Source organism: Pantoea sp. Fr+CA_20, from assembly GCF_024520835.1.
GTDB lineage: Bacteria > Pseudomonadota > Gammaproteobacteria > Enterobacterales > Enterobacteriaceae > Pantoea > Pantoea allii.
This window is the reverse complement of sequence record NZ_JALNPN010000007.1, coordinates 114,985-128,937: the sequence shown is the minus strand read 5'-3', so window position 1 is coordinate 128,937 and position 13,953 is coordinate 114,985. Positions and strand designations below refer to the sequence as shown.

Annotated in this window: 12 protein-coding genes; 3 read left to right on the top strand and 9 right to left on the bottom strand. The window is 51.9% G+C overall.

Annotated features, from left to right (window positions below; genetic code table 11):
* The first annotated feature begins 291 nt into the window (after positions 1 to 291).
* Positions 292 to 987 (top strand): 7-cyano-7-deazaguanine synthase QueC, encoded by a 696-nt coding sequence (gene queC, locus NR177_RS11510; RefSeq protein ID WP_256852930.1) that lies wholly within the window; start codon positions 292 to 294, stop codon positions 985 to 987.
* A gap of 46 nt (positions 988 to 1,033) precedes the next feature.
* Here queC and NR177_RS11505 read toward each other — a convergent pair whose 3' ends face one another.
* From NR177_RS11505 to bolA, 9 genes are all read right to left on the bottom strand, one after another.
* Positions 1,034 to 1,432: a thioesterase family protein gene (locus NR177_RS11505; protein ID WP_063878655.1), complete on the bottom strand. Its 399-nt coding sequence runs from the start codon at positions 1,430 to 1,432 to the stop codon at positions 1,034 to 1,036.
* A 98-nt stretch (positions 1,433 to 1,530) separates the two neighbouring features.
* Positions 1,531 to 1,854 carry a helix-hairpin-helix domain-containing protein gene (locus NR177_RS11500; RefSeq protein WP_063878654.1) on the bottom strand — a complete coding sequence of 108 codons (324 nt, stop codon included), beginning with the start codon at positions 1,852 to 1,854 and terminating at the stop codon, positions 1,531 to 1,533.
* Positions 1,855 to 1,993: 139 nt separating this feature from the next.
* Positions 1,994 to 3,862 carry a peptidylprolyl isomerase gene (gene ppiD, locus NR177_RS11495; protein WP_256852929.1) on the bottom strand — a complete coding sequence of 623 codons (1,869 nt, stop codon included), beginning with the start codon at positions 3,860 to 3,862 and terminating at the stop codon, positions 1,994 to 1,996.
* 249 nt (positions 3,863 to 4,111) lie between these two features.
* Positions 4,112 to 4,384, bottom strand: coding sequence for a nucleoid-associated protein HU-beta (gene hupB, locus NR177_RS11490; protein WP_014606441.1), 273 nt, complete (start codon positions 4,382 to 4,384; stop codon positions 4,112 to 4,114).
* Between the two features lie 215 nt (positions 4,385 to 4,599).
* Positions 4,600 to 6,954 carry an endopeptidase La gene (gene lon, locus NR177_RS11485; RefSeq protein WP_063878652.1) on the bottom strand — a complete coding sequence of 785 codons (2,355 nt, stop codon included), beginning with the start codon at positions 6,952 to 6,954 and terminating at the stop codon, positions 4,600 to 4,602.
* A gap of 186 nt (positions 6,955 to 7,140) precedes the next feature.
* Positions 7,141 to 8,412, bottom strand: a complete 1,272-nt coding sequence (clpX, locus tag NR177_RS11480) for an ATP-dependent protease ATP-binding subunit ClpX (RefSeq protein ID WP_063878651.1) — start codon at positions 8,410 to 8,412, stop codon at positions 7,141 to 7,143.
* A 132-nt stretch (positions 8,413 to 8,544) separates the two neighbouring features.
* Positions 8,545 to 9,168, bottom strand: coding sequence for an ATP-dependent Clp endopeptidase proteolytic subunit ClpP (gene clpP, locus NR177_RS11475; RefSeq protein WP_096011996.1), 624 nt, complete (start codon positions 9,166 to 9,168; stop codon positions 8,545 to 8,547).
* Between the two features lie 335 nt (positions 9,169 to 9,503).
* Complete coding sequence (gene tig / locus NR177_RS11470; RefSeq protein ID WP_256852928.1) at positions 9,504 to 10,808, bottom strand: trigger factor; 1,305 nt, start codon at positions 10,806 to 10,808, stop codon at positions 9,504 to 9,506.
* Positions 10,809 to 11,102: 294 nt separating this feature from the next.
* Entirely contained in the window at positions 11,103 to 11,417 is a 315-nt protein-coding gene (gene bolA, locus NR177_RS11465) for a transcriptional regulator BolA (RefSeq protein ID WP_063878648.1), read from the bottom strand.
* 265 nt (positions 11,418 to 11,682) lie between these two features.
* Here bolA and NR177_RS11460 point away from each other — a divergent pair, with 265 nt between their 5' ends.
* Together NR177_RS11460 and ampG are read left to right on the top strand one after the other, a co-directional pair.
* Complete coding sequence (locus NR177_RS11460; RefSeq protein WP_063878647.1) at positions 11,683 to 12,261, top strand: lipoprotein; 579 nt, start codon at positions 11,683 to 11,685, stop codon at positions 12,259 to 12,261.
* Positions 12,262 to 12,307: 46 nt separating this feature from the next.
* Positions 12,308 to 13,795: a muropeptide MFS transporter AmpG gene (gene ampG, locus NR177_RS11455; RefSeq protein ID WP_256852927.1), complete on the top strand. Its 1,488-nt coding sequence runs from the start codon at positions 12,308 to 12,310 to the stop codon at positions 13,793 to 13,795.
* The last annotated feature ends 158 nt before the right edge of the window (positions 13,796 to 13,953 follow it).

Here is a 13,953-nt window from a genome sequence, read left to right as displayed (position 1 = left end):
ACGAGTCCATCCTGTTGACGCTGCCGGCCTCAATCTGTTTAGCGCCCATTCCACTGACGTCACCTGACGCCCTCACCTGCCCCTTTCCGCTGACGCGGTTAGGCTTCTCGCCAGCCCCACGGTACTAATCTGAGCGCGTGCTGTACCCGTTACCCGGGGACCGCCGCGCTGCGGAAACCGTTGAGGACCAGCGTTCATTGGTATTCTCCTGATAGTGACCGCCGCTTGCAGCTGTTCAGCAACGCCCTGAGGTATTACCATAAGCACCAATTTTTGTTATTAGGACGAGCCATGAAACGCGCCGTTGTGGTATTTAGCGGTGGACAAGACTCCACCACCTGCCTGGTTCAGGCTTTACAGCTTTACGATGAAGTACACTGCGTGACCTTCGATTATGGTCAACGTCACCGTGAAGAGATTGAGGTAGCGCGTGAGCTTGCGTTAAAACTAGGCGCCCGGGCGCATAAAGTGCTGGATGTGACCATGCTGAATGCGCTGGCCGTCAGTAGCCTGACGCGAGACAACATCCCGGTTCCTGCTTATGACCCGCAGGCAACGGGCCTGCCAAGCACATTTGTACCGGGCCGAAATATTCTGTTCCTGACTCTGGCCTCCGTTTACGCCTATCAGGTTGAGGCTGAGGCGGTGATCACCGGCGTTTGTGAAACGGACTTCTCCGGTTATCCCGACTGTCGCGATGAGTTTGTTAAAGCGCTTAACCACGCCGTCACGCTTGGCATGGCGCGCGATATCCGCTTTGAAACCCCGCTGATGTGGCTCGATAAGGCCGAAACCTGGGCGCTGGCCGATTACTGGCAGCAGCTCACGCTAATCCGTGAAGAGACGCTCACCTGCTATAACGGCGTGAAAGGTGACGGCTGTGGCGAATGTGCCGCCTGTCATCTGCGCGCAAAAGGTCTGAAGGCTTATCTGCAGGATAGTCCCGGCATCATGTCAGCCATGAAGGCAAAAACCGGTTTACAGTAAAGACGTGAGCGGCGGCTAACGATTGCCGCCGCGTTGATCCTGTCAGTCAGGTTATTAATTTTTCCAGCCGCTGCCGCACTTCGCCTTCAAGCGGAACGGCTTTTTGTGAACGAAGATCGATACACACGAAAGTCAGTGCCGCATCCGCAACCACCGTATCCCCACCGGCTAAAAGAATACGTTGAGACATAATGCCGCTTTTTCCATTGAGCTGCGTCATCTCGCTGCTGATCTCCAGGACATCGCCCAGCACCGCCGGGCGACGATAGTTGATGTTGATGTTAACCACCACAAAGGCCAGTTTTTGCTCAAGCAGCCAGTTAAAAGCGTCTGCTTCCTCCAGCCATTGCCAGCGCGCTTCTTCTAAAAACTCCAGATAACGAGCATTATTAACATGCTGATAAACATCCAGATGATAACCGCGCACTTTTATCGTGGTCTGCATTCCTGTTCTCCTGCTGCTAAAGATTAACTGGTTGGACCTGTTCACTTTAGCAGAGTCCGGCCAGGCCAGCAGGTTAAGCATCAGAGTTGCGCCTTACCTCACAATTTCAGACGCGACGCATTTCTCTCGACCAGAGCATTACCAAAGCCGGGCACATCTTTAAGTTGATCGATGGCCGTGAACGGGCCGTATTCTTCACGATAGCTGACGATGGACTGCGCCTTTTTCAGACCCACACCGTTCATCACCGACGAGAGCTGTTCTGCCGTCGCGTCGTTGATACTGACCTGCTCCTGATGCGGCAGGGAAACCTGAGCGGCCTGCGTTTCACTTGGGGTTTCTGCCGCTGACAGTGGCATTTGATACAGTGCGCCACACAGGGCGAGGGAAAGATAAAAGGCCTGTAAGTTGGTTTTAGCCATGCTGTGTTTCTCCTTGTGTTAAACAGCAGGCTCAGGTTGTCATGTCGGTAAAATGGACTCAAAGCGCAAACGACAGAAATGGAAAAGGCCGCATAAGCGGCCTTTAGTCGTTTCAGTGATTACCTGAATTTTGCGAGGATTACTGCATCTGGGCAGCAGCACCGTATTTAATTTTGGCCTCTTTGCGCAGATTTTGCAGCAATGCTTCAAAGGCAAGTTGCGCATTGTTCTGCGTGACACCTTTGACCATTTCATCAATCTGAGCCTGAGGCATGCTACCGGTGCTGACTTTATTAACCGCCACCAGTACCACATTGCCCTGCATATCTTCGCTTACGCCCCAGGACGGTTTGTTATCCGCAGGCTGTGGCAGGTTAAACGCCGCCTGCGCCACCGGGTCCTGAGAATTACGATCAACCGTTTTGCTGGCGCTCAGCGTCAGGCCTGCGGCTTTTAGCACATCCTGTTTTCCGGCTTTCAGGTCGGCTAACAGTTTATCGGCCTGGGCTTTTGCCTGCTGCGTCGCTTTATCGTGTTTCAACGTATCGATAATCTGTGCTTTAACCTTCTCCAGCGGCTCTACCGCTTCAGGTTTATGCTCGCTGATACGCAACACAAAAGCGCGATCGCCATCGACACTGATGATGTCAGAGTTATTCCCCGGCGCGCCATTTTGACCAACAAGACCGCCGTTAAAAATAGCCTGCTTCACCGCGTCGAAGTCGAGATCTTTCGGCACGTCATCACGGTTAAACCAGCCTGTTTCTGTGGCTTTAATGCCTGACGCCTGCTCAGCACCGGCCAGCGACTCATTGTCATTGCTGGCTGCTTCGCTCACCTTCTGCTGCAGTTTATAGAAAGCGTCCAGCGCTTTTTCCTGCTCAACTTTATCCGCCACTTCGCTGCGCACATCAGCCAGCGGCTTGATCTGCTCAGGCTTGATATCGTCAAGGCGCACAATCAGGAAACCAACGGAAGACTTAATCACACCTGACAGTTGGCCTTTCTCTTTCAGCCCTGCATTTTTCAGCTCATCCGGCGTGGTTGACGGCTCCAGCCAGCCCATGTCCCCACCTTTACGGGCAGAAATCGGGTCGATGGATTTGGTCTTCGCCAGCTCGGCAAAATCAGCACCGCTCTTCAGCTGAGCCAAAATCGCATTGGCATCGGCTTCCGTTTTGGTCTGAATCACGCTGTAACGATCGCGCTGTGGCTGCGTGTAGTCCGCTTTATTTTTATCATACCAGGCCTGAATATCCGCATCGCTGGCATTTTCCTGCATACCGGCGGCATCCAGTTTGATATAGCTGACCCGGAACTGCTCAGGGGCCATAAAGCTGTTTTTATGCTGCTGATAGTACTGGCTGGTTTCGTCATCGTTGACGGTTTGCTTTGCCGCCAGCGCATTCACGTCGATCGTCGCGGTCTGAATATCACGCTTCTGTGCCACCAAATCCACCAGCTTGCTGGTTTCATTTTTAAGCATAAAGTCGGTGTTCGCGATGGCGTTAATCAACTGCTGGGTGGCCAGTTGTTTACGCAGCGCTTCCGCGTACTGGTCAGCGTTGAAGCCCATATCGGTAATCATCGCGTTATATTTGGCGTTATCAAACTTACCGTTGGTCTGGAAAGCGGCCTGATTGAAAATAGCCTGCTTGACCTGATCGTCACTGATAGCGATGTGCAGATCTTTAATGTAGGTGTCCAGTAAAGCCTGATCGATCAGCTGAGACAGTGCCTGCTGGCGCATCTGCTGCATGTAACCGTCATTACCTGCCAGTTGTGAGAACTGATCACCCAACATCTGCTGCTGACGGTTCCGTTCGCTGTTAAATGCCCGATCTAACTGCGCCCGGCTGATCTCCTGACCGTTAACTTTGGCCGCATAATCATTGTTGCCGCCAATCAGATAGTTGCCAACGCCGGTCAGCACAAAGGAGAGAATGATCAACCCCAAAATAATCTTGAGCACGACATGGTTCGACGCCGCGCGTAAATTGTCCATCATGGTATGACAACACTCCGCTGTAGTGTGAATGTAAAGCCCTGTCGCAATAACGCCATCTTCCCGGCGCATTACTCAGCTGCAAATCTGGCTGGCAGCAATAATCCTGTTGAGACAAGCCTCGCGACCTTTACTGCCTCTCTGGATATAAAAAAGGCACATCTCATCGATGTGCCCGTATGTTACATGAGAACGCGTTAACCGTCCTCTAATCCACTCAAGAAAATGTGTTAATGAGTGGTGGCGTTGTCATTAGTTGACAGCGTCTTTCAGTGCTTTACCTGCACGGAAACCCGGTACTTTACCTGCCGGGATAGTAATCTCTTTACCGGTTTGCGGATTACGGCCTGTGCGCGCTGCACGCTCACGTACTGAGAAAGTGCCGAAACCCACCAGCGCCACTTCATCTCCGCCTTTCAGCGCATCAGAAACAGAGCCCATAAATGCATCTAACACACGTCCTGCTGCTGCTTTAGAAATGTCGGCATCGGCAGCAATTTTATCGATCAGTTGTGACTTATTCACTCTATTCATCCCCTCTTTATTATTTCACATCGTACCCACGCTTCCTGTCGGGTACGAACGCGCAGCAAGTTATATCAAGCCTTATTAGCTGAAACAACGGTAATCCTCTTATAACGTCAGTCCAGCAGCAACCTAAATTAACGGCACAAAAAAAAGCTGGCAAGCACCAATTGGTGTTGCCAGCTCTGCTTTTTAACGGTTTATGCCATTAATCACTATTTTGCGGTAGCAACCTGCATGCCGTAAGGCGCATTTTCCAGTGCCAGATTCAGCACTTCTTCAATGCGCTTGACCGGATGGATTTCCAGATCGGCAATCACGTTCTGTGGAATTTCTTCCAGATCGCGTTTGTTCTCGTCCGGGATCAGAACCACTTTGATGCCACCACGGTGTGCTGCCAGCAGCTTCTCTTTCAGCCCGCCGATAGGTAACACCTGACCGCGTAAGGTGATCTCACCCGTCATCGCCACATCAGAGCGCACCGGGTTACCGGTCAGACAGGACACCAGTGCAGTACACATCGCAATACCGGCACTTGGACCATCTTTTGGCGTTGCCCCTTCCGGTACGTGCACATGGATATCACGTTTTTCATAGAAATCACCGTTGATACCCAGTTTTTCTGCACGTGCGCGTACCACGGTCAAGGCTGCCTGAATGGATTCCTGCATCACTTCACCCAGCGATCCGGTATAGGTCAGTTTCCCTTTACCAGGCACACAGGCGGTTTCGATAGTCAGCAAATCACCGCCAACTTCCGTCCAGGCCAGACCGGTAACCTGACCAACACGGTTTTCGCTGTCGGCGCGGCCATAGTCAAAGCGCTGAACCCCAAGGAAATCCTTCAGGTTTTCACCATTAATGGTGATGTGCTTTTTGGTTTTATCCATCAGCAGCGTTTTCACTGCTTTACGGCACAACTTGGACAGTTCACGTTCCAGGCTACGCACACCGGCTTCTCGCGTATAGTAACGAATGATACCGACGATCGCGCTGTCATCGACGCTGATCTCTGACGCTTTCAATGCGTTGCGCTCAATCTGCTTAGGCAGCAAATGCTGTTTCGCAATGTTGAGCTTCTCATCTTCGGTATAACCCGACAGACGGATCACTTCCATACGATCCAGCAGCGGTGCCGGGATGTTCATGGAGTTAGAGGTCGCCACAAACATCACATCGGAGAGATCGTAATCCACTTCCAGATAGTGATCGTTAAACGCAATGTTCTGCTCTGGGTCCAGCACTTCCAGCAGGGCTGATGCCGGATCGCCGCGCATGTCTGATGACATTTTGTCAATTTCATCTAACAGGAACAGGGGGTTTTTCACGCCCACTTTCGCCATTTTCTGAATCAACTTGCCCGGCATTGAACCGATATAGGTACGGCGATGACCACGGATTTCCGCTTCGTCACGGACGCCACCCAATGCCATACGAACGTACTTACGCCCGGTGGCTTTCGCAATGGACTGACCCAGCGAGGTTTTACCGACGCCCGGTGGCCCCACCAGACAAAGGATAGGTCCTTTGATTTTGCTGACGCGACTTTGCACCGCAAGATATTCAAGGATGCGGTCTTTAACGCGTTCCAGACCGTAGTGGTCAATGTCCAGGGTTTCCTGAGCCTTGCGCAGATCTTTCTTCACTTTGCTGCGCGCGTTCCATGGAACCTGCACCATCCAGTCGATATAGCCACGCACCACCGTCGCTTCCGCAGACATCGGTGACATCATTTTCAGTTTCTGCAGTTCAGCTTCCGCTTTTTCACGCGCTTCCTGCGGCATTTTGGCCGCATCGATTTTGCGTTTTAATGCTTCGTACTCATCAGGCGTATCATCCATCTCGCCCAACTCTTTCTGAATGGCCTTCATCTGCTCATTCAGATAGTACTCACGCTGGCTCTTTTCCATCTGCTTTTTAACGCGGTTGCGAATGCGTTTTTCAACCTGCAGCAGATCGATTTCAGATTCCATCATCGCCATCAGATATTCCAGACGTTCGTTCACGTCTGACATCTCCAGCACTGACTGTTTATCTGCGAGTTTCAATGGCATATGCGCCGCAACCGTATCCGCCAGGCGTGCCGCATCGTCAATATTATTCAGTGAGGTTAAGACCTCAGGTGGGATCTTTTTATTCAGTTTGATGTAGCCTTCAAACTGATTGATCGCCGTGCGCACCAGCACTTCCTGCTCGCGCTCTTCGATCTCTGGTGAGACCAGATATTCAGCCTGGGCCACAAAGTGGTCGCCGTTGTCAGCAAGCGTAGTGATGTTGGCACGCTGCAAGCCTTCAACCAGCACTTTCACCGTACCGTCTGGCAGTTTTAACATCTGCAGGACGGAGGCAATTGTACCCACTGAAAAAAGATCGTTTATGCCAGGTTCATCCGTTGAAGCCTCTTTCTGTGCGACCAGCATGATCTTTTTATCATGATCCATTGCGGCTTCGAGGCACCGAATTGATTTTTCCCGGCCAACAAACAACGGAATTACCATGTGCGGATAAACTACCACGTCGCGCAAAGGCAAGACGGGGATTTCAATGCGTTCAGAACGCTCAGGATTCATAGAGCTCTCTCTTAGTTTAGTGTCCGCCAGGTGATGGGTACCGCATCAGGCAGGTATGCGGTCAAACCCACAGGTGTCTGAGTATATGGGGATGATTGTCAGACATTCAATGTCACAACGGTGAGAAATGCAAAAGGGGAAAGATTTTCCCCTTTTTAGATGGCACAATGTGGACGATTTGTTTATTTATTCGCCAGAAGCCTGAGCTTCATGCTTGCCATAAATCAGCATAGGTTCGGACTGACCTTCAATAACTGACTCATCAATCACCACTTTCTCGACGTCGTCCATAGAGGGCAGATCGTACATCGTTTCCAGTAGCGCACCTTCCACTATCGAACGCAGACCACGCGCACCGGTTTTACGTGACATCGCCTTTTTCGCAATCGCCGTCAGGGCTTCATCACGGAATTCCAGATCCACGCCTTCCAGGTTAAACAGCGCCTGATACTGCTTGGTCAGTGCATTTTTTGGCTCACGCAGGATCTGAATCAGCGCCTCTTCACTCAGTTCATTGAGCGTTGCGACGACAGGCAGACGACCAATGAACTCGGGGATCAGACCAAATTTGATCAAATCTTCCGGCTCACACTGCGCCAGCAGCTCGCCTTCCGTTGCTTTTTGCGATTTGCCTTTTACCGTTGCACCAAATCCGATGCCTGAACCGGTTTCAACACGCTGGGAAATCACCTTGTCCAGACCGGCAAACGCACCACCACAGATAAACAGAATCTTCGAGGTATCGACCTGCAAAAACTCCTGCTGCGGATGTTTACGGCCGCCCTGCGGAGGAACCGCAGCCACTGTCCCTTCAATCAGCTTCAGTAACGCCTGCTGTACCCCTTCGCCCGACACATCACGGGTGATAGAAGGATTGTCTGACTTACGTGAAATTTTGTCGATTTCATCGATGTAGACAATACCACGCTGTGCTTTCTGCACATCGTAGTCACATTTTTGCAGCAGTTTCTGGATGATGTTTTCAACGTCTTCACCTACATAACCGGCTTCGGTTAACGTGGTGGCATCCGCCATGGTGAAAGGCACATCCAGTAAACGGGCAAGGGTTTCAGCCAGCAGCGTTTTACCGCTACCTGTAGGACCGATGAGCAGGATATTACTTTTGCCCAGTTCGATTCCGTTGCTGGTATCCCCGTTGCGCAGACGTTTGTAGTGGTTATACACCGCCACGGCCAGGACTTTCTTGGCCCTTTCCTGACCAATAACGTAATCGTCGAGGTGATGGCGAATCTCATGCGGCGTAGGCAGTGCACTACGTTCGCGATGCGGGGCAACCTCTTTAATCTCTTCGCGAATAATGTCGTTACACAGATCAACGCACTCATCGCAGATATACACTGACGGCCCGGCAATCAGCTTACGCACTTCATGCTGGCTTTTGCCGCAAAAAGAGCAGTACAGCAACTTTCCTGAACCGTCTTTGCGCTTATCTGTCATCAGTTAACCTCTTCTTGTTCTCAGGCCGTACCAGGGGTACAGCACTGGCCGTGGGTACACGGCCGATGTTCATTCAACCCATTATAACCCTGTCCTGTTAACTATAGACCAGAGACAAGGCGAAGTTAGGGCTTATTGGCGATGGGTCAGGATTGAATCGACCAATCCATACTCTACCGCTTCGCTGGCGGAGAGGAAACGGTCACGCTCGGTATCACGCTCAATTTCTTCCAGTGACTTGCCGGTGTGCTCCGCCATGAGTTCATTCATACGCTGCTTCACTTTCAGGATTTCGCGCGCATGGATTTCAATGTCACTCGCCTGTCCCTGATAGCCACCCAGCGGTTGGTGAATCATTACGCGTGAGTTTGGCAGACAGAAACGCTTGCCCTTAGTCCCGGCCGTCAACAGGAAAGCCCCCATTGAACAGGCCTGGCCCATACAAATTGTACTGACGTCCGGCTTGATAAACTTCATGGTGTCATAAATTGACATCCCTGCCGTAATCACGCCACCCGGCGAGTTGATATAAAGGTAAATATCTTTTTCCGGATTCTCTGCTTCCAGAAACAGCATCTGGGCCACAATCAGGTTCGCCATGTGATCTTCTACCTGACCGGTAAGGAAGATTACGCGCTCTTTAAGCAGACGGGAATAGATGTCGTATGAACGCTCGCCGCGCGAGGTTTGCTCGACCACCATTGGCACCAACGCATTGTGCGGTGCAGTAAACTCACGATCGCCACTGTATGACATTACCGTCTCCTGGATAAATTTCATTGGCAACATTCTGTACCGATTTTACGTAAGACGAGCGTCAAAAACTATGCTCTGCCTCTTACCGACAACTCAAGGACGGTTAATCAGTCAGCCGAACTGTTTTTTGCATACTCCCTGTATCTTGGGATGCTGCTCAGTTGTTTCAAGCATAACAACCTTTTCATCAATCGCTAACCCGGAAAAAGCGATGCGTGAACAATTTGCCCAAAAATTAACCAAATAGCGGCAAACCGGCAGACAGCGAGCCTGATACAGAAAAAAGCCCGCGACTTTTCAGGCGCGGGCTTCAGCACAACCGGTTAAACGGACGATTAGGCCTGAGCGGTCTGATTCATCAGTTCCTGGAAGTTAGTTTCTTTCTCAGAAACTTTGGCTTTTGCCAGCACGGCTTCAACAGCCTGCTCTTCCAGCGCGACATTGCGCATGTTGTTCATCAGCTCGTTATTTTTGCTGTAGAACTCGATCACTTCCTGCGGATCTTCATACGCAGAAGCCATCTCTTCGATCAGCACTTTCACGCGATCTTCGTCAGCTTTCAGCTCGTGGGCGCGAATCACTTCGCCCAGCAGCAGGCCGACAACAACGCGACGTTTCGCCTGCTCTTCGAACAGTTCACGTGGCAGTTCCAGCGCCTGCTTCTCATCACCACCGAAGCGCTGTGCAGCCTGACGACGCAGAACGTCGACTTCGCTGTCGATCAGTGCAGAAGGCACGTCGATTGGGTTAGCGTCAACCAGACCGTCGATAGCCTGCGTTTTCACGCGGTTACGAATAGCGCCTTTCAGCTCGCGTTCCATGTTTTTACGCACTTCGGCACGCAGACCGTCAACTGAGCCATCTTCTACGCCGAAACGTTTGATGAAGTCTTCAGTCAGTTCTGGCAGTTCGCGCGTTTCAACTTTCTTCAACACGATTTCGAACTTAGCGTCTTTCCCTTTCAGGTTTTCAGCATGGTAGTCATCAGGGAATTTCACATCGATAGTGAAGGTTTCACCTGCTTTATGACCCACAACACCTTCTTCAAAACCTGGGATCATACGGCCCTGGCCCATTGCCAGAACGAAATCTGAGGCTTTACCGCCTTCAAACTCTTCGCCGTCAACTGAACCGGTAAAATCGACAGTCGCGCGGTCTTCTGCGCCCGCAGCGGCGTCGGTTTCAATCCAGTTAGCCTGCTGCTTACGCAGGGTTTCCAGCATGGTATCAACGTCAGCGTCAGTGACCTGAACCTGTGGCTTCTCGACTTCGATGTTTTCCAGGCCTTTCAGCTCAACTTCTGGATACACTTCGAATTCTACCGCATAGGTAAAGTCCTGACCTTCAGTGTATTCGCCTGGCACGTAGTTAGGTGCGCCAGCCGGATTGATTTTCTCTTTGATGATGGCGTCAACAAAGTTACGCGTCATCAGATCGCCCAGCACGTCCTGGCGCACAGACGCACCGTAGCGCTGTGCCACGATGTTCATTGGCACTTTGCCTTTACGGAAACCATCGATACGGACTTTCTTCGCCACATCCACCAGTTCTTTTTTAACAGCGCTTTCGATGCTGTCAGAAGCGACAGTAATCGTAATGCGACGGCCCAGGCCCTGAGTGGTTTCTACAGAAACTTGCATCTTGTTACCTCAAAAAATCACGTGCTCGGTCAACTTCAGACACCACACATTGGTTAATGCGCCGTATCTAACAACCGGGACGGCTTCCGTGAAGAGAACCTGATCCCTGTTACCAGAAGCGTCCCGAAGACATTCCGGAAAAATAGACGCAGCATTATAGCGGCATCGCTGAGATGAGTCGAGGATGCTAAGTCACCACTTTTTAGGGAGTTTGCTGCTTTTTTGAGCCGCAGATCGCGTTTAGCCACAATTAAACGCCAAAAACGGCCCGCAGGCCGTTTAAAAATGGTGCACTCAGGCTAGCGTTCCGGCACCGCGGCAGTTGGGTGACGCCAGGACCGTATCCTGCAATCCTTCCCACTCTTTAAGCGTGTACGTATGCAGCGCTAAGGCATGAACGCTTCCCGCCAGTTCTGCACTGAGTTCGCTGTAAATCGCCCGATGACGCGCCAGGAAACGCTGGCCGGTAAAACTGTCACTGACGATCACAACTTTAAAGTGGCTTTCCGAACCCGCAGGCACATTGTGTCGGTAGCTTTCATCGTGGACCTCCAGATGAGCCGGCGCAAAAGCCAGCCGCAGCTTTTCTTCTATCTGTTCTCGAATCATGGTTTTACCCTCAATGGCGAGCGCGGTGCCCCATCTGTTTAAATATTAGTCGGTTTTCTGCCACACTACGCGATGGCGGGCAGAATATTATCATTCCCGCGGTTTCTGCGCGCGCGCCTTATCGGCTCGTCGTTTTACGCAACACAACGCGGACGAAACACCGTTGCGTGACTTTACCTCGCGCTGGGGGCTTTATTCACTGCACCGCTTTGCTATGATGGCCGCAGTTTTTGCACACCAACCCATTACATTAACGAGAAAGCGTATGTTGAAAAAACTGTTATTCCCACTGCTGGCTGCTTTTATCCTGGCCGGCTGTGCTTCCAGCAACAACACACTGACGATTCAACCTAAAATTCAGCTGCCGCAACGCGATCCCAGCCTGATGGGCGTCACCGTAAGTATCAACGGTGCTGACCAACGCCGCGATCAGGCGCTGGCAAAAGTGAATCGCGACGGACAACTGGTCAGCCTCACACCGTCCCGCGACCTGCGCTTCTTACTGCAGGAAGTGCTGGAAAAACAGATGACGGCACGCGGCTATATGGTCGGCCCCAATGGCGCAGTCGATCTGCAAATCATTGTTAATAATCTGTATGCCGACGTGACCCAGGGTGACGTGCGTTACAGCATTACGACCAAGGCAGATATCTCTATTGTTGCCACCGCGAAAAACGGCAACAAGCAGATTAAAAACTACCGTCAGACCTACAGCGTAGAAGGTGCCTTCAGCGCCAGTAACCAGAAAATCACCAATGCGGTGAACTCAACGCTGAGCGATGTGATTGCCGATATGGCGCAGGACACCAGCGTCAACGAATTTATTAAACAAAACTCTCACTAATTTTGCCCCTCGCCCGGCATGATGCCGGGCGCTTTTCAAGGTCAGTATGAATCACTATTTCCGCGTCTTCCGTCAAAAAAATGCCGCTGTGTTGCTCCTTCTGGGATTCGCGTCAGGTTTGCCCCTGGCATTAACGAGCGGGACCTTACAGGCGTGGATGACCGTTGATAATATTGATCTGAAAACCATCGGTTTCTTTTCCCTCGTGGGCCAGGCTTACGTGTTTAAGTTTCTCTGGTCACCGATGATGGATCGCTACACACCGCCGTTTCTGGGCCGTCGTAAAGGGTGGTTATTGATCACCCAGCTAGCGCTGGTCGCCAGCATCATCGCGATGGGATTTATGCAGCCCAGCCGGGATTTGACCCTGATGGCGGCACTGGCGGTGTTGATTGCGTTCTGTTCCGCGTCTCAGGATATTGTGTTTGACGCCTGGAAGACGGACGTTTTGCCACCTGAGCAACGCGGAAGCGGCGCGGCTATCACGGTGTTAGGCTACCGACTGGCTATGTTGATATCGGGTGGACTCGCCCTGTGGCTGGCCGATCGCTATCTGGGCTGGCGGGCAACTTACTGGCTGATGGCGCTGTTGCTGGTTCCCTGCATCGTCGCAACCTTTATCGCTAACGAGCCGGATAACCGACAGTCCGCGCCTCAGTCGCTTCGTCAGGCGGTGGTCGATCCCCTACGGGACTTTTTTAACCGTAATAATGCCTGGCTGCTGATAACGCTGATCATCCTTTACAAGCTCGGCGATGCGTTTGCCGCCTCGCTCACTACCACTTTTTTGATTCGCGGCGTGGGCTTTAATCCGGGCGATGTCGGGTTGGTTAATAAGACGCTCGGCCTGCTGGCGACTATTATCGGGGCGCTGTATGGCGGCGTGCTGATGCAACGCCTGAGCCTGTTTCGCGCGCTGATGATTTTTGGCCTGCTACAGGCGGTATCTAATTTTGGCTACTGGCTGCTGGCAGTCACCGACAAGCATCTGTGGAGCATGGCAGGCGCAGTATTTATCGAAAACTTGTGTGGCGGTATGGGCACGGCTGCGTTTGTCGCGCTACTGATGACGCTGTGCAACAAGTCCTTTTCGGCAACGCAGTTCGCGCTGCTGTCGGCCCTGTCGGCGGTAGGTCGGGTTTACGTTGGCCCTACGGCGGGCTTCTTAGTTGAACTGTGGGGCTGGCCGACCTTCTATGCGTTTACGGTACTGGCTGGCTTACCGGGTCTGGTGCTGTTAGCATTTTGCCGTGGCACGCTGGATTTCACACAAACAATCGGGCAGTTTTTGCCGCGTACCCGTTTCGCAGCGGGCTACCGCTGGACAAACCGGCTGTTCGCCAGCGGCTGCGGGTTGCTGGCTTTATGGCTGCTGGCACTGGCGCTGAATGCAGCGGGCTTACCCCGTCTGTCGACAGCACTGGTCCCGCTGTTTGAAGCCGGCATGACGTTGGCACTCTGTGGTGTACTCTGCGGCGTGGTGCTGGATTATCGCTCGCTGCATCAGCGTGGTGATCTTCCCGGCATTCGCTAACAGGGTGGGATTTTGGTTAAATTCCGTACAGTCGGTTAAGCGCGCCTAATTTGTCTTTGCGTGTCAATTTACAAAAAAATATTTCGGTCAGTGGGTGCATTCGATCAGAATATTTAAAACCGGTGCGCAATTAATTAGGTTAAAATTAATCGAACAAA

What these genes read in the sequence shown, in the direction of transcription:
- queC (WP_256852930.1), top strand. Translation starts at nt 292, where the DNA reads ATGAAACGCGCCGTTGTGGTATTTAGCGGTGGACAAGACTCCACCACC.
- NR177_RS11505 (WP_063878655.1), bottom strand. Translation starts at nt 1,432, where the DNA reads ATGCAGACCACGATAAAAGTGCGCGGTTATCATCTGGATGTTTATCAG.
- NR177_RS11500 (WP_063878654.1), bottom strand. Translation starts at nt 1,854, where the DNA reads ATGGCTAAAACCAACTTACAGGCCTTTTATCTTTCCCTCGCCCTGTGT.
- ppiD (WP_256852929.1), bottom strand. Translation starts at nt 3,862, where the DNA reads ATGATGGACAATTTACGCGCGGCGTCGAACCATGTCGTGCTCAAGATT.
- lon (WP_063878652.1), bottom strand. Translation starts at nt 6,954, where the DNA reads ATGAATCCTGAGCGTTCTGAACGCATTGAAATCCCCGTCTTGCCTTTG.
- clpX (WP_063878651.1), bottom strand. Translation starts at nt 8,412, where the DNA reads ATGACAGATAAGCGCAAAGACGGTTCAGGAAAGTTGCTGTACTGCTCT.
- clpP (WP_096011996.1), bottom strand. Translation starts at nt 9,168, where the DNA reads ATGTCATACAGTGGCGATCGTGAGTTTACTGCACCGCACAATGCGTTG.
- tig (WP_256852928.1), bottom strand. Translation starts at nt 10,808, where the DNA reads ATGCAAGTTTCTGTAGAAACCACTCAGGGCCTGGGCCGTCGCATTACG.
- bolA (WP_063878648.1), bottom strand. Translation starts at nt 11,417, where the DNA reads ATGATTCGAGAACAGATAGAAGAAAAGCTGCGGCTGGCTTTTGCGCCG.
- NR177_RS11460 (WP_063878647.1), top strand. Translation starts at nt 11,683, where the DNA reads ATGTTGAAAAAACTGTTATTCCCACTGCTGGCTGCTTTTATCCTGGCC.
- ampG (WP_256852927.1), top strand. Translation starts at nt 12,308, where the DNA reads ATGAATCACTATTTCCGCGTCTTCCGTCAAAAAAATGCCGCTGTGTTG.